This is a genomic window from Cupriavidus sp. 09_S30, from assembly GCF_056930435.1.
In genome coordinates this window covers 713,684-731,027 of record NZ_JBXOWI010000001.1, presented here as the reverse complement: position 1 = coordinate 731,027, position 17,344 = coordinate 713,684, and the positions used below count along the sequence as shown (strand labels likewise).

The following is a 17,344-nucleotide window of genomic DNA, read 5'->3' as shown; positions in this document are numbered from 1 at the left end:
CATGCCGACCACCCTGATCTCCTGCAAGGAACTCAAGGCGCTGCTCGCCGACGACAGCCGCCACTGCGTGCTGATCGACTGTACCTTCGACCTGGCCGACCCGGCCGCCGGGCGCGAGGCCTACCACCGCGCCCACCTGCCGGGTGCCCACTACCTGCACCTCGACAATGAGCTGTCCGGCCCGAAGACGGGCAGCAACGGCCGCCATCCGTTGCCGGATCCGGACGCACTGGCCGCGCGCCTGCGCGCGCTGGGCCTCAATGACGACAGCCAGATCGTGGCCTACGACGCGCAGGGCGGGATGTACGCCGCGCGCGCCTGGTGGCTGCTGCGCTGGCTTGGCCATGAGGCCGTGGCAGTGCTGGACGGCGGCACCAATGCGTGGATGGCGGACGCCCTGGCGACCGAGCAAGGCGCCACCCCGGAGCCCGAGGCAAAAGGCAATTTCAGCCGCCGTCCCGCGCTGGTGCGCACCGTCGACGCCGACGCGCTGCTGGCCAATCTGCGCGCGCCGAGCTGGCTGGTGGTGGACGCCCGCTCGCCCGACCGCTTCCGCGGCGAGAACGAGACGCTGGACCCGGTCGGCGGCCATATCCCCGGCGCGGCCAACCGCTTCTTCAAGGACAACCTGCAGTCCGATGGCCGCTTCAAGCCCGCCGCGACGCTGCGCACGGAATTCGGCCAGGTGCTGGGCACCACTCCGCCCGAACTGGCGGTGATGCAATGCGGCTCGGGCGTGACTGCCTGCCACAACCTGCTGGCGCTGGAAGTGGCCGGCCTGCGCGATGCAGCGCTCTATCCCGGCTCGTGGAGCGAATGGTGCGCCGATCCGGCGCGCCCGGTGGCGACCGGCGCTTGACCGTCGCCTGACCGCCTCCCCCGAGGCTCAGCCCAATGCGGCGGCGGCCTGCGCCGCCCGCGCGGCGCGGCCGTGGTGGTGGTGCACGCCGTTGGTGATGAAGTAGATGGCGGCAATGCCCGCTGCCACCAGCACCACCTGCACCAGCGACTCGCGCCAGCGCGGCTTGCGCTGCATCTGCGGCATCAGGTCGCTGACCGCGATGTAGACGAAGCTGCTGGAGGCGATCACCAGCACGTAGGGAATCCAGCTGCTCAACTGGTCCAGCAGGAAATAGCCCACCAGGCCGCCGGCAATGGCCGACACGCTCGACAGCAGGTTGAAGGCGAAAGCACGCGTCTTGGAGAAGCCCGCATTGAGCAGCACGATAAAGTCGCCGACTTCCTGCGGGATCTCGTGCGCCGCGATGGCCAGCGCGGTGACCAGGCCGATGTGCGGGTTGGCCAGGAAGGCCGCCGCGATCACAATGCCGTCGGCGAAATTGTGGAAGCCGTCGCCCACCAGGATGGCCAGGCCGCTGCGGCCGGCGGCCTCGCGGTCGTGTCCGTGGTGGTGATGGTGGCCGTCGCCCTCGTGGTGGTGCGAGTGGCGCAGCAGCGCGATCTTCTCCAGCAGGAAGAAGCCCAGCAGGCCGGCCAGCAAGGTCGCGAACAGCGCGCGCGGATCGGCACCCGACTCGAAGGCCTCGGGCAGCGAGTGCAGCAAAGCCGTGGCCAGCAGCACCCCGACCGAGAAGCTCACCATGCGATCCACCACGCGCGAGGCGACGGTCAGGGACAGCAGCGCCGCGCCGAAGATGCTGCCCACCCCGGAAATGGTGGCGGCCAGCAGGATGTTGATAAGGGTGGAATCGATGATGGGCTCCCGTAGCGAACGGCACGCTTGCCAGGATGTGCGGTGCCGCCGGCGGGACGCGGGCTGAAACGCAACACTGTTGCAAGAGAGAAAAACCGCATTGTACGGACTTCGGGACCGGCTTTGCAATCCTCGCGGCGCGGCCGCCGCGCCGCGAGGCGGGGGGCTAGGCCACGCCGTGCTGCTGGAACCACGCCAGGCAGCGCTTCCAGCCATCCTTGGCGTCGGCTTCGCGATAGCTCGGCCGATAGTCGGCATGAAAGGCGTGGCCCGCGTCCGGATAGACGACGAAGACCGAGGCACGCGCGTTGGGGTTGGATGAAGCCGCCAGCGCCGCCTTCATCTTCTCCACATGTTCATGGGTGATGCCGGTGTCCTTGCCGCCATACAGGCCCAGCACCGGCGCGTTGAGCTGATTGACCAGGTCGACAGGGTTGCGCGGCTTCAGCGCAGTGGGTTCGCCCGTGAGCTGGCCATACCAGGCCACGGCCGCCCTGAGCTGCTTGCTGTGCGCGGCGTACAGCCAGGCCATGCGCCCGCCCCAGCAGAATCCAGTGATGGCGAGCCGCTTCGGGTCGCCGCCATTGGCCATGGCCCAGGCGGCGGCGGCGTCCAGGTCGCCCATCACCTGGGCGTCGGGCACCTTGGAAACCACCTGGGTCATCAGTTCCTGGATGGTGCCGAAGCTGGACGGGTCGCCCTGCCGCGCGAACAGTTCCGGCGCGATCGCCAGGTAGCCCAGCTTGGCGAAGCGGCGGCAGATGTCAGCAATGTACTCGTGCACGCCAAAGATCTCGCTGACCACCAGGACCACCGGGAGATTCTTGCCGCCTTCCGGCTGGGCGCGGTAGGCAGGCATATTGAAGCCGGCCGAGGGGATGGTCACCTCGCCCGCGGTCAGTCCGTTGAAGTCGGTCTTGATCGCCTGTGCCGTCACGGGCAGCGCGGCCACGGCGAAGGCCGAGCCCAGCGCGGTCTTGACGAAGGTGCGGCGGCTGAACGCCTGGCCGGGGACAAGGCTTTCCACTTCGGGTTTCAGCATGCTTGGGTCTCCTGGATTCCGGGATCGAGGGCTGGCGCGGCGTCGGCGGCCGACTCGCCAGCGGTCGATTCTATGCCAGGGACCGGTTGCATGCGTCACATGCCGGCCAGCGTGCCGGGCGCCCTGCCCGCCGCGCGTCTTGCCTCAGTGCAGCTTCTCAGTGCAGCTTCACGCGGGGCCGGGTCTTGCTGCGCAGCCAGTGCGTCACGGTGTCCAGGCCCATGCGCAGCGCGCCGTGCAGGGCCATCACGTGCATGCGGTACAGCGAGGTGTACATCAACCGCGCCATCACGCCCTCGATAAACATCGAGCCGCCGATCAAGCCGCCCATCAGGCTGCCCACCGCGCTGAAATGGCCCAGCGACACCAGCGAACCCAGGTCCTTGAAGGCGAACGCGGGCAGCGGCCGTCCCGCCAGGCGGGCGCGCAGCGCGCCATAGAGGAAGGTGGCCTGCTGGTGGGCGGCCTGCGCGCGCGGCGGCACCGAGCCTTGCTTCTCCGGCCAGGGGCAGCTCGCGCAATCGCCAAAGGCGAAGATATCGGGGTCGCCCTCGCTCTGCAGCGTCGGCTTGACCAGGATCTGGCCGAGCCGGCTGGTCGGCAGCCCTAGTGTGGCCAGCACGGGCGGCGCCTTGATGCCGGCCGCCCACACCGTCAGGTCGGCGTCGATGCGCTTGCCGCTGGCGGTATGCACGGCATCGGTGGCGATCTCGGTCACGCGCTCGTTGGTGAAGATGTCGACCTCGAGCTTGCGCAGCAGCTTGGCGGTCTCGGTGGACACACGCTCGGACAGCGCCGGCAGGATGCGCGGGCCGGCTTCGATCACGCGGATATGCACGTCGCGGCGCGGATCGAGCCGGTGCAGGCCGTAGGCATTGAGCACCTGGGCGGTATTGCGCAGCTCGGCCGACAGCTCCACGCCGGTGGCACCGGCACCGATGATGGCGATGTCCACGCGCGGGCGGCCGTCCGCGTCGGCGCGGCCCAGCCCGTTCTGCGCGCGCACGCAGGCCGATACCAGGCGGCGGCGGAAACGGTCGGCCTGCTCGGCCGTATCGAGGGCGATGGCATGCTCCGCCGCGCCGGGCACGCCGAAGAAATGGGTGATGCTGCCGATGGACAGCACCAGGGTGTCGTAGGGGAGCGTGCGCGCCGGCAGCACCTCCTCGCCATCCTGGTCGGTATAGGCCGCCAGTGAGATGGTCTTGGCGGCGCGGTCCACGCCGAGCATTTCGCCGAGCTGGAACTCGAAATGGTGCCAGAGCGCCTGCGCGGCATACTCGAGCTGATGGGTGTTGGGATCCATGCTGCCGGCCGCCACCTCGTGCAGCAGCGGCTTCCAGATATGCGTGGGCAAGCGGTCCACCAGCACCACTTGCGCCGCGCCCCTGCGGCCCAGCTTGTCGCCCAGGCGGGTCGCCAGCTCCAGTCCGCCGGCCCCGCCCCCCACCACGATGATGCGATGCGCGCTTCCCTGTGTACCCATGGTCTACCCAAGATTGTCGTGATCGTCGCGCCGACGTTTCACGCCAGTTTGCTGCATGGCAGCAGCAGGCACAAGCCCCCGATTACCGATTCAGCGGTCGCTTCAAACGATACGGGGGACGCAGCGAAGGCCGCGCAGGTGCCGGGCCTCAGGAGGGGTGAGGCCCGCGCAGGGTGTCAGCGCAACATCAGTGCGCTTCTTCCCAGTTGGCGCCGCTGCCCACCTCGGCCACCAGCGGCACGCGCAGCTCGGCCACGCCGCACATCAGTTCGGGCAGCCTGCGCTCGACCAGTTCCAGCTCGCCGTCCGGCACCTCGAGCACCAGTTCGTCATGCACCTGCATGATCTGCAGCGTGCCCAGGCCGTCGCGCTCCAGCCAGTCCTGCACGGCGATCATCGACAGCTTGATCAGGTCGGCCGCGGTACCCTGCATCGGCGCGTTGATGGCGGCACGCTCGGCGGCCTGGCGGCGCGGCCCGTTGCCGCCGTTGATGTCCGGCAGCCACAGGCGGCGGCCGAACACGGTTTCCACGTAGCCCTGCTCGCGCGCGGTCTGCCGGGTTTCCTCCATGTAGCGCGCCACGCCGGGATAGCGCGTGAAGTAGCGGTCGATGTAGTGCTTGGCGGCCTCGCGCTCGATGCCCAGGTTGCTGGCCAGGCCGAAGGCGCTCATGCCGTAGATCAGGCCGAAGTTGATCACCTTGGCGTAGCGGCGCTGCTCGCTGCTGACCGCGTCGCGCTCCACGCCGAAGATTTCGCCGGCGGTGGCGCGGTGGATATCCTCGCCGCGCGCGAAGGCGCCCAGCAGGTTCTCGTCGCCGGAGATATGGGCCATGATGCGCAGCTCGATCTGCGAGTAGTCGGCCGACACGATTACGCGGCCCGGCGGCGCGATAAAGGCCTCGCGGATGCGCCGGCCTTCTTCGGTGCGCACCGGAATGTTCTGCAGGTTCGGATCGGTCGAGGCCAGCCGCCCCGTCACCGCCGTGGCCTGGCCATAGCTGGTGTGCACGCGGCCGGTGGCCGGGTCCACCATCTTGGGCAGCTTGTCGGTGTAGGTGGACTTCAGCTTGGCCAGGCCGCGGTAGTCCAGCAGCACCTTGGGCAGCGGGTAGTCCTCGGCCAGCTTCTGCAGCACCTCTTCGTCGGTCGACGGTGCGCCGCTGGCGGTCTTCTTCACCACCGGCAGCTTCATCTGGTTGAACAGGATCTCGCCGATCTGCTTGGGCGAGCCCAGGTTGAAGGGCTGCCCGGCGGCATCATAGGCAGCCTGCTCCAGCGCCAGCATGCGCTGGCCCAGTTGCGCGCTCTGCTCGGCCAGGCGCTGCGCGTCGACCAGCACGCCGTTGCGCTCGATCTTCTGCAGCACCACCGACACCGGCATCTCGATGTGCTCGTAGACGTGGTCGAGCCCGGGTGCGGCCTGCAGCTGCGGATACATGGCGCGGTGCAGGCGCAGCGTGACGTCGGCATCCTCGGCCGCGTACTCGGTGGCACGTGCCAGGTCGATCTGGTCGAAGCCGATCTGGTTCGCGCCCTTGCCACAGACCTCCTCGTAGGTGATGGTCTTGATGCTCAGCAGGCGCTCGGCCAGGCTGTCCATGCCGTGGTTGCGATGGGAGGCCAGCACGTAGCTCTGCAGCATGGTGTCGTGGACGATGCCGCGCAGCGTGACACCGTGGTTGGCGAAGACGTGCGCGTCGTACTTGATGTTCTGGCCGAGCTTGGGCCGCGCCGGATCCTCCAGCCAGCCGCGCAGCCGCTCCAGCACGAACTCGCGCGTGAGCTGGCCGTGATTCTCTTCACCGGCCACATCGGGGCCGCGGTGGCCCACCGGGATATAGCAGGCGACGCCGGGCACCAGCGACAGCGAGATGCCCACCAGCTGCGCCTGCATCGGGTCGAGCGAGGTGGTCTCCGTATCGACGGCCACCAGCGCGCCGGTGGCGAGCTGGTCCAGCCAGGACTGCAGCGCAGCCTCGGTGGTCACCATCTCATAACGCGTCTCTGCCGGCGGTGCCTCTGCGGCAGGCATGGCCGCCGACGCGGGGGCGTCGTCGGCGGGCCCGTCGAACAGGCCGCCTTGCGCCTGCGCCTGCGCCTTCGGCGCGCGCGCGCCGGCGCCCTTGGCCGCCTGTGCGCGCAGGCTGGGCAGGCTTTCGCCGGTCAGCTCGCGCAGCCAGGTCTTGAAGCCATAGCGCGAGAAGAAGTCGATCAGCTTGCCCTTGTCCTCGCCCACCTCTTTGAGCGCGTGGAAGTCGGGCACCGATGCGCCGAGGTCGCAGTCGGTCTTGACCGTGACCAGCGTGCGCGCCATCGGCAGCCAGTCCAGCGTGTTGCGCAGGTTCTCGCCGACCACGCCTTTGATGCCGGCGGCATTGGCCATCACGCCATCGAGCGAACCATGTTCGGCCAGCCACTTCACTGCGGTCTTGGGTCCGACCTTGGGCACGCCCGGCACGTTGTCGACGGTGTCGCCGATCAGGGAGAGATAGTCGATGATGCGATCGGGCGGCACGCCGAACTTGGCCTGCACGCCGGCCGGGTCGAGCACCTCGCCGCTCATCGTGTTGACCAGCGTGACATCGTCGTTCACGAGCTGCGCCAGGTCCTTGTCGCCGGTGGAGACCACCGTGCGCACGCCCTGTCCGCTGGCCTCGCGCGCGAGCGTGCCGATCACGTCGTCGGCCTCGACACCCTCCACCACCACGATCGGCCAGCCCAGCGCGCGCACCGCTTCGTGGATGGGCTCGATCTGGCGGGCCAGGTCCTCGGGCATCGAGGGCCGGTGCTCCTTGTAGGCGGGATAGAGATCGTCGCGGAACGTCTTGCCCCTGGCGTCGAACACACAGGCGCTATACTCTGCCGGGTAATCGTTGCGCAGCTTGCGCAGCATGTTGATCATGCCGTAGATTGCCCCTGTGGGCAGCCCTTCGCCATTCCTCAGGTCCGGCAGAGCGTGATACGCGCGATACAAATAGCTCGAACCATCGACGAGCAAGAGTGTTTTTGGACTATCCGACATTCCCATGGACTCTAAAATGATTGGTGCCGCGGCTGGCGGCACCGCCACCGCCCCTCTTTCCGACGCCGCCGACGACCGTCAGGCCGCAGCCTCTGGCGTGGTCAGTCCCGACGGCCAGGCAGCCGCGCAAACGCACGCGGGCGCGGACGCCAATGTGAATGCGACCACCGCCGCAAATCCGGCCGGCGCCGCCGGCTCGCGCGCCAACCCGCGCAAGATGATCCCGAGCCTGCGTGCGCTGGCGGACGAGGATCGCGCCACCGCGAAGAAGGCGCGGGCCTCGTGGCAAATGTTCACGATTATGGCAGAGTTCATCGAGGCCACCGAGTACCTGTCGGAGATCCGGCCGGCGGTCTCGATCTACGGCAGCGCGCGCTTGCGCGAGGACTCGCCCTACTACCAGCAGACCATCGAAATCGCGCGCCTGTTCTCCGACGCCGGCTTCGCCGTGATCTCCGGCGGCGGCCCCGGCATCATGGAGGCGGCCAACAAGGGCGCGCACGCCGGCAAGTCTGCCAGCGTCGGCCTGAACATCGAACTGCCGCACGAGCAGCAGGGCAATCCGTACCAGGATATCGCCATGCGCTTCCGTCACTTCTTCACGCGCAAGGTGACCTTCGTCAAGAACTCCGACGCCTTCATCGTGATGCCCGGCGGCTTCGGCACGCTGGACGAGCTGGCCGAGGTGCTGACGCTGGTGCAGACGGGCAAGTCGCGCTCGGTGCCGGTGGTGATGGTCGGCAGCCGCTTCTGGAAGGGCCTGCTGGACTGGTTCCGCTTCACGCTGCTGCCGATGGGCCTGATCGCCGAGCATGACCTCGACCTGATGAAGATCGTCGACGAACCCCATGAAGTGCTCGAAGCGGTCTACGAGTACTACGAGCGCCGCGGCGGCGACAAGCCGATCCCTCCCAAGGAAGAGATGTTCTACCTGTGAGGCCCCGGCCGCGGCGCTGTTGCGGCGGTGCGCCATGCGGCACCGCCCAAGCCCGCCCGCGGCGGGAATTGCTAAAATGGAAGCCTGACACACTGCGACAGCCCGGCGCCGCCGGGCCGCAGCGCAATTCTGCCGTGCGGCGCTTGGGCGCCCTTGCGCGGCACAGGAGCCTCTGATGAACTCCCCTTCCCTGACGGCCGCAGCGCATGCGGTGCACCGGGCGCCCGGCCGTGGCGCGAGCGGGCGCGCCATGCTGCTCACCGCCGTCGTGCTGGCGCTCGGCGCGCCAGCCTGGGTGCTGGCCCAGGGCAATGCCCTGTCGCAGGAAGAACTGGACAAGATCAACAACCAGCCAATCGCGCCGCAGGCCAAGACCCAGATCAACAAGCCGCAGCGGGAGCCCAGCTTCCGGCTTGACGAGCGCGACGGCACCCAGGTGCGCGAGTACACCAACAAGGGCCGGCAGACCGACATCCAGGTCAAGTCGGGTTTCGGCACGCGTTACGACATGAGCAAGCCCGAGGACAGCTCGCCCAAGATCCGGGACCACGAGGTCAATCGCGTACCCTCGGTCAATCTGAAGTTCTGAGCGCGCGCGGCGCTGCCGCGGCGGCCCTCCGGCAGTCTTGCCGCGGCGGCGGACGTTCTTGCGCCCGCCGCCTCCGTTTTTACCTCACACGACTAGTATGGCCGTATTCACCACGGTCTCGCAGGACGAGATCGCAAGCTGGCTGCAGAACTTCGACCTGGGCACGATGCGCGATTTCCGCGGCATCGCCTCCGGCATCGAGAACAGCAACTTCTTTCTGACCATGGAGCAGGATGGCCGCACGCATGAGTACGTGCTGACCATCTTCGAGCGGCTGAGCTTTACGCAACTGCCCTACTACCTGCACCTGATGGCCCACCTGGCCGAGCGCGGCATCAGCGTGCCGGCACCGATCCCGGGGCGCGACGGCGAGATCCTGCGCGAGCTGAAGGGCAAGCCCGCGTCGATCGTCACGCGGTTGCCGGGCAGTTCGCAGCTGGCCCCCGACGCCGGCCACTGCGCCGAGGTCGGCGACATGCTGGCACGCCTGCACCTGGCCGGGCAGGACTATCCGCGCCAGCAACCCAATTTGCGCAGCCTGGCCTGGTGGCAGCAGACCGAGCCGGAGATCGCGCCCTTCCTCGATGCCGGACAGCGGGAGCTGCTGCGCGCCGAGATCGCCCATCAGGCTGCCTTCTTCGGCGACGCCTCGTACGCAGCCCTGCCCGGCGGCCCCTGCCACTGCGACCTGTTCCGCGACAACGTGCTGTTCGAAAGCACGGGCCCGGGCCAGCACCGCCTGGGCGGCTTCTTCGATTTCTACTTCGCCGGCAACGACAAGTGGCTCTTCGATCTCGCGGTAACGGTCAATGACTGGTGCATCGACCTGGCCACGGGCGAGCTCGACGCAGAGCGTGCAAGCGCCATGCTGCGGGCTTATCATGCCGTGAGGCCGCTGGGTGCAGCGGAGGCCGCACACTGGCAGGACATGCTGCGGGCCGGCGCGCTGCGCTTCTGGGTTTCCCGGCTGTGGGACTTCTACCTGCCGCGCGAAGCCGACATCCTGCAGCCGCACGACCCGACCCATTTCGAACGCATCCTGCGCCGGCGCATCGCCACCGACGCACTGCCCTGGACCTGAGCCGAGCCAGAATCACCATGCAACTACTGGAAGTCCCCGCCAAGGAAGGCTACGTCTGGTTCCGCCAGGGAGTCTGGCTGTTCCGCAAGAACCCGCTCGCCTTTCTGATGCTGCTCTTCATCTACCTGATCACGGCGCAGCTGGCCATCTTCGTGCCGCTCTTCGGCGTCATCGCGCTGCTGGTAGCCACGCCCGGCCTGTCGGTCGGCATCATGACCGCCTGCCGCGAGGTGATCCAGAACAAGCGCGTGCTGCCCACCGTGCTGCTAGCCGGCTTCCGCACCAATGGCAAGCAGGCCACACGCCATCTGCTGGTGCTCGGCGGCATCTACGCGGGCCTGGTGTTCGTGCTCAGCCTGATTGCCGGCGCCATGGTCAACATCAGCGACCTGCTACCCATCCTGCTCAAGGAAGAAGCGCCATCCGCCGAGGCCGTGCGCCAGATGTACTACGCCTTGCTGGTCGGCGCCGTGCTGTACACGCCGATCGCGATGATGTTCTGGTTCGCCCCGCTGCTGGCCGCCTGGCACAACATCCCGCCGATCAAGGCGCTGTTCTTCAGACTGGACCGCCTGCTGGCGCAACCGCGGCGCGTTCTTTACCTATGCCATGCTGTTCGCGGTGCTGATGGTGGCCATCCCCTTCTTCCTGGAGGCGGTGTTCAGCGCCTTCGGCGCCGAGAACGTGCTGTCCTTCCTGGTCACGCCGTACTCGCTGCTGATGCTGGCCATCCTGTACTGCTCCTTCTACGCGACCTACCGCGGCTGCTTCAACGTGCCGCCGGCAGAGGCATCGCCGGGAGCGTGATGTTCCCCGGGAGCCGCCACGCGTACGGCGCCGGCCCCTTCTTCAGCCCGCGCCAAAAGGTGAGCCGCGGGCGTCAGGCCGATCCGCCGCCCTTGCCCTTGAACACGTCGAGCACCTCCATCGGCAAGGGGAAGACGATGGTATGGCTCTTGTCCCCGGCGATCTGCGTCAGCGTCTGCAGGTAGCGCAGCTGCATCGCCTGCGGCTGGCGCGCCAGCATCTGCGCGGCTTCCAGCAGCTTCTCGGAGGCCTGCAGTTCGCCCTCGGCGTGGATCACCTTGGCCCGCCGTTCGCGCTCGGCCTCGGCCTGGCGGGCGATGGCGCGCACCATCGATTCGTTCAGGTCGACATGCTTGATCTCCACGTTCGAGACCTTGATGCCCCAGGCATCGGTCTGGGCGTCGAGGACCTTCTGGATGTCGAGGTTGAGGCGTTCTCGTTCGGCCAGCATCTCGTCCAGCTCGTGCTTGCCCAGCACCGCGCGCAGGGTGGTCTGCGACAACTGGCTGGTGGCCTCCAGGAAGTTGGCCACCTGGATGATGGCGCGTTCGGGATCGACGACGCGGAAGTAGACCACCGCATTGACCTTGACCGAGACGTTGTCGTGCGAGATCACGTCCTGCGGCGGCACGTCGAACACCACGGTGCGCAGGTCCACGCGCACCATCTGCTGCACGGCAGGAATCAGCAGCACCAGGCCCGGCCCCTTGACCCGCCAGAAGCGCCCGAGCATGAAGACCACGCCGCGCTCGTACTCGCGCAGTACGCGGAAGGCGCTGACGATGAGCACCACCACGATGAAGATCAGACCGCCGAAGCTGAAGCCGTAGGCCATGGTCAGGCTCCTTTCTCAACGGACCGCGGCGCTGCTCCCGCACCTGGCCCCGTATTGTCCGGCGCGACGTCCAGCACCAGGCCGTCGCGCCCCGTCACCTGCACCCGCTGCCCGCGCGCCAGCGCGTGCGCGCTCCGTATCCGCCAGCGCTCTCCCGCCACCTCGGCCCAACCATCGCCGTGGCAGTCCTCCAGCACGATGCCCGCACTCCCTACCAGGGTGTCGCCGCCGCTGACCACCGGGCGCCGGCGCGCACGCAGCAACAGCGTCGACATGGCGAGCAGGAAGGCGCCGCTGACCACCGAAAGGCCCACCACCAGCCCAGTCGGCACGCCAAAGCCGGGCACGTCGGTATCGATCAGCATCACGGCGCCGAAGGCGAAGGCGATGATGCCGCCCACGCCCAGCGCGCCGAAGGTGGGCAGGAAGAGCTCAGCCACCATGCAGCCGATGCCGAGCGCCACCAAGGCCAGGCCCGCGTAGTTGATCGGCAGCATCTGCAGCGCGAACAGGGCCAGCAGCAGGCAGATCGCGCCGGCCACCCCGGGCAACACCATGCCCGGCGTGGAGAACTCGAAGATCAGGCCGTAGATGCCGATCATCATCATCACCAGCGCCACGCTCGGTTCGGTGATGACGGCGAGGAAGCGGTCGCGCCAGTCGGGCGTCAGCACCTGCACCGGCGCATGCGCGGTATGCAGCACGACGGACTCGCCGGCAGGGCCGCCGAGCTTGACGCTGCGCCCGTCCAGCGCGCGCAGCAGCGCGGGCAGGTCGGGCGCGACCAGGTCAGCCACATGCTGCGTCACGGCCTCGCTGGCCGACAGGCTGACCGCCTCGCGCACCGCGCGCTCGCCCCAGGCCGCATTGCGCCCGCGCAATTGGGCCAGGCCGCGGATATAGGCCGAGGCATCATGCATCACCTTGCGCTCCATGGTGTCGGCGGGCGCCGCATGCGGCGCGCTGGCCGGCGTGGTGCCGGGCGTGGTCCCTGGCGTGGTGCCGGGCGGCTGCGCCCCGCCCAGGCCGATCTGCACCGGGCTGGCCGCACCCAGGTTGGTGCCCGGCGCCATCGCCGCGACATGGCTGGCGTAGAGGATGTAGGTGCCGGCGCTGGCGGCACGCGCGCCACCCGGATACACGTAGCTGGCCACCGGCACGCGCGAGGCGAGGATGGCTTCGATGATCTCCCGCATGGACAGGTCGAGCCCGCCCGGCGTGTCCATCTCGATCACGATCAACTGGGCGCCAGCCTGCTGCGCGCGCGCGATGCCGCGCAGGATATAGCCGGCGCTGGCCGGGCCGATGGTGCCCTGCAGCGGCAGCACATAGACCGGGGCCAGCGGGGCCGCGTTGGCGGGCGGCGCCGCGGCTGGCTGGCCCAGCGCCAGCCAGCCCGGCACGGCGGCAAGCACCAGGCAGAACACGGCGGCAAGCCGCCGCCCGAGGGCAACGACAAAGGAAGTGGCAGGCATCATCGCAGGGGCGGCCAGGGCGCTGGATGCCTTGGCGACACCACTTCCAGTGTAGGCGACCGGCCACATCCTGCTGCCGCCGCTGCAGACAGCGGCGTGCGCCATGCCCCCCAGCCGCCCCCATCGTGCGAAAAATCCTGAGTGCGGCCGGGGACATCGGGCGACGCCTCGCCGCTCCGTGCCGGTGCGCTAGCGGAAAGCCTGGCGCCTGGCACTCCACTTCATCCCGGGCGAAGATGGGTAATATGTCGATGATTGACTGTTCAAGATTCCCGTCACCACGCAGCCTAGTGCAGGCTGAATCACTCCGCGCCCGAGGACACAGCAAGATGCTGCACGCGAACATCGAGATCAACCGCGCAGGCGTGATCGACACGGCCGATGCCGGCAAGCGGGGCATTGGCGGCGATGCCGTTGCCATGCGCCGGAAGGCGGGAAAGTGATGGGCGGCCGCGCAGGCGTGGACACCCGGATGGAGACCGTGGCAACCCCGTCGCGGCAGCATGGGGCCAGTCCCCTGACCATCGCGCTGGCCGGGCTGGTCGCGCTCGCGGTGGCCATGGGCGTGGGCCGCTTTGCCTTTACGCCGCTGCTGCCGATGATGCTGCACGACGGCAGCGTCAGCCTGGCGGACGGCGGATGGCTGGCCACCTGGAACTACATCGGCTATTTCGCCGGCGCGCTTGCCTGCATGTTCATCCGCCCGGACGCGGCGCGCATGGTGCGCCTGGGCCTGGCCGCCACCGTGGTGCTGACCTTCGCCATGGCGGCGCCGGGCGGCATGGCGGTGTGGTCCTGGTGGCGCGGCGCGGCGGGGGTGGCCAGCGCACTGGTGATGGTCTACACCGCCGGCTGGTGCCTGCACCGGCTGGCCGAGCTCGGCGAGCCGGCGCTGGCGGGCCTGATTTTCTGCGGGCCTGGCCTGGGCATCGTGGCGACTGGCGTGTCCGCCTTCGGCATGGTCGCGGCTGGCTGGCAAGCGAACTGGGGCTGGCTGGCGTTCGGCGCCTTGGGCCTGATACTGGTGGCGCTGGTATGGCGCGTGTTCACGCCGGAAGTCCGCGCCCCCGGCAAGGCCGGCGCCGCCCACGTGCCGGAGGCCGCGCCGAATCTGACCGGCGAGACCTGGGCCCTGACCTTCGCCTACGGGCTCGCCGGCTTCGGCTACATCATCACGGCCACCTTCCTGCCGGTGATCGCGCGGCAGGCCATGCCGGGCTCAGTCTGGGCCGACCTGTTCTGGCCGGTCTTCGGCGTCGGCGTGGCGCTCGGCGCACTGGCGGCCACGCGTGTGGGCATGGCGCACGATAACCGCCGCCTGCTGGTGCTGACCTACTCCATGCAGGCACTGGGCGTGGCCATTGCGGTGGTCTGGCCCACGGTGGCCGGCTTCGCGCTGAGCAGCCTGCTGGCCGGCCTGCCCTTCACCGCCCTGGTGTCCTTCGCCATGCGCGAGGCGCGCCGTCTGTGGGGCATGCAGGCGCCCCGCCTGATGGGACTGATGACGGCCTCCTACGGGCTGGGCCAGATCGCCGGGCCACCGCTGGCCACGGCGCTGGTCGCACGCACCGGCGGCTTCGCTTCCTCGCTCGCCACGGCTGCCGGCGCGCTGGTGCTGGGCGCGCTGATCTTCGCCTGGATGCTGCGGGCATTGCCCCTGCGGCCGCCGCGCTAGAAGCGCCGCGGGTGCCATCGCGCGAGGAATGGCCCGCGGCCGCTGTGCAAACTCGATAGAATCGACGCTGGCTATACCGTGACTGACAGCGCCGTGAGCGCCGCGACTGGCAGCGGGCCCGAGCCGTCCAGAACACCAGAACAAGCAGAACAAGCGGGGAACGACTCCCCGCAACCAGGAGCCAACAAGCCATGCCGACTTACCATGTGGAAATGTTCGAAGGCCGCACCATCGAGCAAAAGCGCAAGCTGGTCGAGGAAGTCACCCGCGTGACCTGCGAGACGCTGGGATGTTCGCCGGGCGCGGTCGACATCATCATCACCGACGTCAAGCGCGAGAACTGGGCCACCGGCGGCGAGCTGTGGGCCGACAAGAAATAGCGGCATTCCGTAGCAGCATCCCATCAGCGCCCCCCTCCCCGCCCTGAATTCCTGCGTCCCCGCCATCCATGCAGCACTTCGCCTCTGACAACTACGCCGGCTTCTGCCCGGCCTCCCTCAAGTACTTCCTGGAAGCCAACGGCAGCGGCCATGAACAGGCCTATGGCGACGACTCGTGGACGCAGAAGGTCTGCGACCGCATCCGCGACCTGTTCCAGACCGACTGTGAAGTCTTCTTCGTCTTCAACGGCACGGCGGCGAACTCGCTGGCGCTGGCCGCGCTGTGCCAGTCCTACCACTCCGTGATCTGCCACGAACTGGCGCACATCGAGACCGACGAATGCGGCGGCCCCGAGTTCTTCTCCAATGGCTCCAAGCTGCTGACGGCGCCGGGGCCCGACGGCAAGCTGACGCCCGACGCGGTGGAGGCGCTGGTCACCCGCCGCAGCGACATTCACTACCCGAAGCCCAAGGTGGTCTCGCTGACGCAGTCCACCGAGGTGGGCACGGTGTACTCGGTGGAGGAAGTCCGCGCGATCGCCGCCATCGCCAAGCGCCGCCAGCTGCGCGTGCACATGGACGGGGCGCGCTTCGCCAACGCGGTGGCATCGCTGGGCTGCCACCCGTCCGAGGTGACCTGGCGCGCGGGCGTCGATGTGCTCTGCTTCGGCGGCACCAAGAACGGGCTGCCGGTGGGCGAAGCCGTGGTCTTCTTCGACCGCCGGCTGGCCGAGGACTTCGCCTACCGCGTCAAGCAGGCTGGCCAGCTCGCGTCGAAGATGCGCTTTATCTCTGCGCCCTGGCTCGGCCTGTTGGAAAACGACGTATGGCTCGCCAACGCGCGCCACGCCAACGCCATGGCGCAGCTGCTGCACGATCGCATCGTCGGCATCCCGGGCGTGCGCATCATGTTCCCGACCCAGTCCAACGCGGTCTTCGCCGAGCTGCCGCTGCCGGCGATCGAAGCGCTGCGCGCCAAGGGCTGGCGCTTCTATACCTTCATCGGTGCGGGCGGCTGCCGCTTCATGTGCTCGTGGGACCTGCAGCCCGAGACCGTGGAAGCGCTGGCGCGCGACATGCGCGCCGCCTGCGGCGCCTGATGCCGGGACCGGCGATGCCGCAGCGTGCGGCAGCAGGCCGGGCCGGATCGAATTACCATTTGCTGCACCAGACCTGCTGCACTATTTGCTGCACTGGAACCTATCTGCTGCACTAGAACAGACCGGAGAGTCACAAGATGCAAGGCTATCGATTCTGCCCGCAATGCGGTGCCCCCCTTCAGTTGCTGCCGCTGTCCGGGCGCGAGCGCTACGCGTGCCTGGAGCCCGGATGCGGCTTCGTGCACTGGAACAACCCGCTGCCGGTCCTGGCCGCGGTGGTCGAGTACGAAGGCAAGCTGCTGCTGGCGCGCAATGCCGCCTGGCCGGAGAAGATGTTCGCCCTGGTGACCGGCTTCCTCGAGCGCGACGAAACGCCCGAGGAGGGCGTGGCACGCGAGCTGAAGGAGGAGACCAATCTCGATGCGCAGGGCGTGTCGCTAATCGGCGTCTACGAATTCATGCGCAAGAACGAGCTGATCATTGCCTATCACGTGCAGGCGAGCGGCACCGTGGCGCTGTCGGAGGAACTGGCCGAGTACAAGCTGGTGGCCCCGGAAAACATGCGCATCTGGAGCGCCGGCACCGGCTTCGCGGTGGCGGACTGGCTCGCTAGGCGCGGCTATCCGGTGCAATTCTTCGACCGCCAGACGGGTGCCGACATCCCGGACCCGCGCCTGCGGGCGGACGACCCTTCGCTACAATACCGGCTGTAGATCGGCTGAAGATCGGCTGTAGACAGATCCCCTAGTCCGCTGAATCATTGAAGGACATGCCATGCGGGAATCAGCGCTAGGCGCAAAGCGCAGCAATAGCACGGCTATTGCGAGCATTTGCAACGACGCGATGAGCCCGCATGGCGTGGCAGGCACCGATCGATTTCAGTGATTCAGTGGACTATCAATCGAGGAAGAGCGGAATGGAGTTTCAGAAAGAAGTGGACGCGCGCGGGCTGAACTGCCCGCTGCCGATCCTGCGGACCAAGAAGGCACTGGCCGACATGGCCAGCGGCGAAGTGCTCAAGGTGCTGGCAACCGACCCGGGCTCGACGCGCGATTTCCAGGCCTTCGCCAAGCAGACTGGAAACGAGCTGCTGTCGCACCAGGAAGTGGACAAGGTGTTCGTGTTCTACATGCGCCGGCGCTGATGCCGGCCGGGCCCTGGCGGCCCGGACCGTCCTGCCAATGACAAAGCCCCCGCC

At 68.3% G+C, this 17,344-nt stretch carries 15 protein-coding genes and 1 pseudogene; 10 read left to right on the top strand and 6 right to left on the bottom strand.

Annotated features, from left to right (window positions below; all coding sequences use genetic code 11):
• Nucleotide 1 precedes the first annotated feature (1 nt).
• Nucleotides 2-859 (top strand): sulfurtransferase, encoded by an 858-nt coding sequence (locus AC1Z3O_RS03450; RefSeq protein ID WP_483513538.1) that lies wholly within the window; start codon nucleotides 2-4, stop codon nucleotides 857-859.
• A gap of 27 nt (nucleotides 860-886) precedes the next feature.
• Here AC1Z3O_RS03450 and AC1Z3O_RS03445 read toward each other — a convergent pair whose 3' ends face one another.
• The 4 genes from AC1Z3O_RS03445 to polA form a co-directional block, all read right to left on the bottom strand.
• A complete protein-coding gene (locus AC1Z3O_RS03445) occupies nucleotides 887-1,666 on the bottom strand; it encodes a ZIP family metal transporter (RefSeq protein WP_483513536.1) in 780 nt (259 codons plus the stop codon).
• Nucleotides 1,667-1,880: 214 nt separating this feature from the next.
• Nucleotides 1,881-2,756 (bottom strand): dienelactone hydrolase family protein, encoded by an 876-nt coding sequence (locus AC1Z3O_RS03440; RefSeq protein ID WP_483513534.1) that lies wholly within the window; start codon nucleotides 2,754-2,756, stop codon nucleotides 1,881-1,883.
• A gap of 157 nt (nucleotides 2,757-2,913) precedes the next feature.
• The gene (locus tag AC1Z3O_RS03435; RefSeq protein WP_483513533.1) at nucleotides 2,914-4,242 is read right to left on the bottom strand and encodes an NAD(P)/FAD-dependent oxidoreductase; all 1,329 of its coding nucleotides are present in this window, start codon (nucleotides 4,240-4,242) and stop codon (nucleotides 2,914-2,916) included.
• A 187-nt stretch (nucleotides 4,243-4,429) separates the two neighbouring features.
• Nucleotides 4,430-7,267 (bottom strand): DNA polymerase I, encoded by a 2,838-nt coding sequence (gene polA, locus AC1Z3O_RS03430; RefSeq protein WP_483513532.1) that lies wholly within the window; start codon nucleotides 7,265-7,267, stop codon nucleotides 4,430-4,432.
• Nucleotides 7,268-7,271: 4 nt separating this feature from the next.
• On the opposite strand from polA, the gene AC1Z3O_RS03425 reads away from it, so the two are divergent.
• The 4 genes and pseudogenes from AC1Z3O_RS03425 to AC1Z3O_RS03410 all read left to right on the top strand — a co-directional run bounded on the left by AC1Z3O_RS03425 (nucleotide 7,272) and on the right by AC1Z3O_RS03410 (nucleotide 10,681).
• The gene (locus AC1Z3O_RS03425) at nucleotides 7,272-8,204 is read left to right on the top strand and encodes an LOG family protein (RefSeq protein ID WP_483513531.1); all 933 of its coding nucleotides are present in this window, start codon (nucleotides 7,272-7,274) and stop codon (nucleotides 8,202-8,204) included.
• A gap of 175 nt (nucleotides 8,205-8,379) precedes the next feature.
• Entirely contained in the window at nucleotides 8,380-8,793 is a 414-nt protein-coding gene (locus tag AC1Z3O_RS03420) for a hypothetical protein (RefSeq protein WP_483513530.1), read from the top strand.
• Between the two features lie 97 nt (nucleotides 8,794-8,890).
• Nucleotides 8,891-9,874 carry a homoserine kinase gene (locus AC1Z3O_RS03415; protein ID WP_483513528.1) on the top strand — a complete coding sequence of 328 codons (984 nt, stop codon included), beginning with the start codon at nucleotides 8,891-8,893 and terminating at the stop codon, nucleotides 9,872-9,874.
• Between the two features lie 17 nt (nucleotides 9,875-9,891).
• Nucleotides 9,892-10,681 (top strand): annotated as a pseudogene (locus tag AC1Z3O_RS03410) (BPSS1780 family membrane protein).
• 73 nt (nucleotides 10,682-10,754) lie between these two features.
• On the opposite strand, the gene AC1Z3O_RS03405 reads toward AC1Z3O_RS03410, so the two are convergent.
• On the bottom strand, nucleotides 10,755-11,516 hold the full coding sequence (locus tag AC1Z3O_RS03405) for a slipin family protein (RefSeq protein ID WP_483513527.1): 762 nt from the start codon (nucleotides 11,514-11,516) through the stop codon (nucleotides 10,755-10,757).
• 2 nt (nucleotides 11,517-11,518) lie between these two features.
• A complete protein-coding gene (locus tag AC1Z3O_RS03400; RefSeq protein WP_483517506.1) occupies nucleotides 11,519-12,994 on the bottom strand; it encodes an NfeD family protein in 1,476 nt (491 codons plus the stop codon).
• Nucleotides 12,995-13,463: 469 nt separating this feature from the next.
• Here AC1Z3O_RS03400 and AC1Z3O_RS03395 point away from each other — a divergent pair, with 469 nt between their 5' ends.
• The 5 genes from AC1Z3O_RS03395 to AC1Z3O_RS03375 all read left to right on the top strand — a co-directional run bounded on the left by AC1Z3O_RS03395 (nucleotide 13,464) and on the right by AC1Z3O_RS03375 (nucleotide 17,290).
• Nucleotides 13,464-14,666 carry a YbfB/YjiJ family MFS transporter gene (locus AC1Z3O_RS03395; RefSeq protein ID WP_483513525.1) on the top strand — a complete coding sequence of 401 codons (1,203 nt, stop codon included), beginning with the start codon at nucleotides 13,464-13,466 and terminating at the stop codon, nucleotides 14,664-14,666.
• Nucleotides 14,667-14,857: 191 nt separating this feature from the next.
• The gene (locus AC1Z3O_RS03390; RefSeq protein ID WP_483513523.1) at nucleotides 14,858-15,046 is read left to right on the top strand and encodes a 4-oxalocrotonate tautomerase; all 189 of its coding nucleotides are present in this window, start codon (nucleotides 14,858-14,860) and stop codon (nucleotides 15,044-15,046) included.
• A gap of 68 nt (nucleotides 15,047-15,114) precedes the next feature.
• A complete protein-coding gene (locus AC1Z3O_RS03385) occupies nucleotides 15,115-16,146 on the top strand; it encodes a threonine aldolase family protein (RefSeq protein WP_483513522.1) in 1,032 nt (343 codons plus the stop codon).
• Nucleotides 16,147-16,283: 137 nt separating this feature from the next.
• Complete coding sequence (locus tag AC1Z3O_RS03380) at nucleotides 16,284-16,859, top strand: NUDIX hydrolase (RefSeq protein ID WP_483513521.1); 576 nt, start codon at nucleotides 16,284-16,286, stop codon at nucleotides 16,857-16,859.
• A 203-nt stretch (nucleotides 16,860-17,062) separates the two neighbouring features.
• Entirely contained in the window at nucleotides 17,063-17,290 is a 228-nt protein-coding gene (locus AC1Z3O_RS03375) for a sulfurtransferase TusA family protein (RefSeq protein WP_483513520.1), read from the top strand.
• The last annotated feature ends 54 nt before the right edge of the window (nucleotides 17,291-17,344 follow it).

Coding starts and splice junctions, on each gene's coding strand:
- AC1Z3O_RS03380 (WP_483513521.1), top strand. CDS start 16,284: ATGCAAGGCTATCGATTCTGCCCGCAATGCGGTGCCCCCCTTCAGTTG.
- AC1Z3O_RS03425 (WP_483513531.1), top strand. CDS start 7,272: ATGGACTCTAAAATGATTGGTGCCGCGGCTGGCGGCACCGCCACCGCC.
- AC1Z3O_RS03435 (WP_483513533.1), bottom strand. CDS start 4,242: ATGGGTACACAGGGAAGCGCGCATCGCATCATCGTGGTGGGGGGCGGG.
- AC1Z3O_RS03450 (WP_483513538.1), top strand. CDS start 2: ATGCCGACCACCCTGATCTCCTGCAAGGAACTCAAGGCGCTGCTCGCC.
- AC1Z3O_RS03385 (WP_483513522.1), top strand. CDS start 15,115: ATGCAGCACTTCGCCTCTGACAACTACGCCGGCTTCTGCCCGGCCTCC.
- AC1Z3O_RS03405 (WP_483513527.1), bottom strand. CDS start 11,516: ATGGCCTACGGCTTCAGCTTCGGCGGTCTGATCTTCATCGTGGTGGTG.
- AC1Z3O_RS03420 (WP_483513530.1), top strand. CDS start 8,380: ATGAACTCCCCTTCCCTGACGGCCGCAGCGCATGCGGTGCACCGGGCG.
- AC1Z3O_RS03400 (WP_483517506.1), bottom strand. CDS start 12,994: ATGATGCCTGCCACTTCCTTTGTCGTTGCCCTCGGGCGGCGGCTTGCC.
- AC1Z3O_RS03415 (WP_483513528.1), top strand. CDS start 8,891: ATGGCCGTATTCACCACGGTCTCGCAGGACGAGATCGCAAGCTGGCTG.
- polA (WP_483513532.1), bottom strand. CDS start 7,267: ATGTCGGATAGTCCAAAAACACTCTTGCTCGTCGATGGTTCGAGCTAT.
- AC1Z3O_RS03440 (WP_483513534.1), bottom strand. CDS start 2,756: ATGCTGAAACCCGAAGTGGAAAGCCTTGTCCCCGGCCAGGCGTTCAGC.
- AC1Z3O_RS03395 (WP_483513525.1), top strand. CDS start 13,464: ATGGAGACCGTGGCAACCCCGTCGCGGCAGCATGGGGCCAGTCCCCTG.
- AC1Z3O_RS03375 (WP_483513520.1), top strand. CDS start 17,063: ATGGAGTTTCAGAAAGAAGTGGACGCGCGCGGGCTGAACTGCCCGCTG.
- AC1Z3O_RS03390 (WP_483513523.1), top strand. CDS start 14,858: ATGCCGACTTACCATGTGGAAATGTTCGAAGGCCGCACCATCGAGCAA.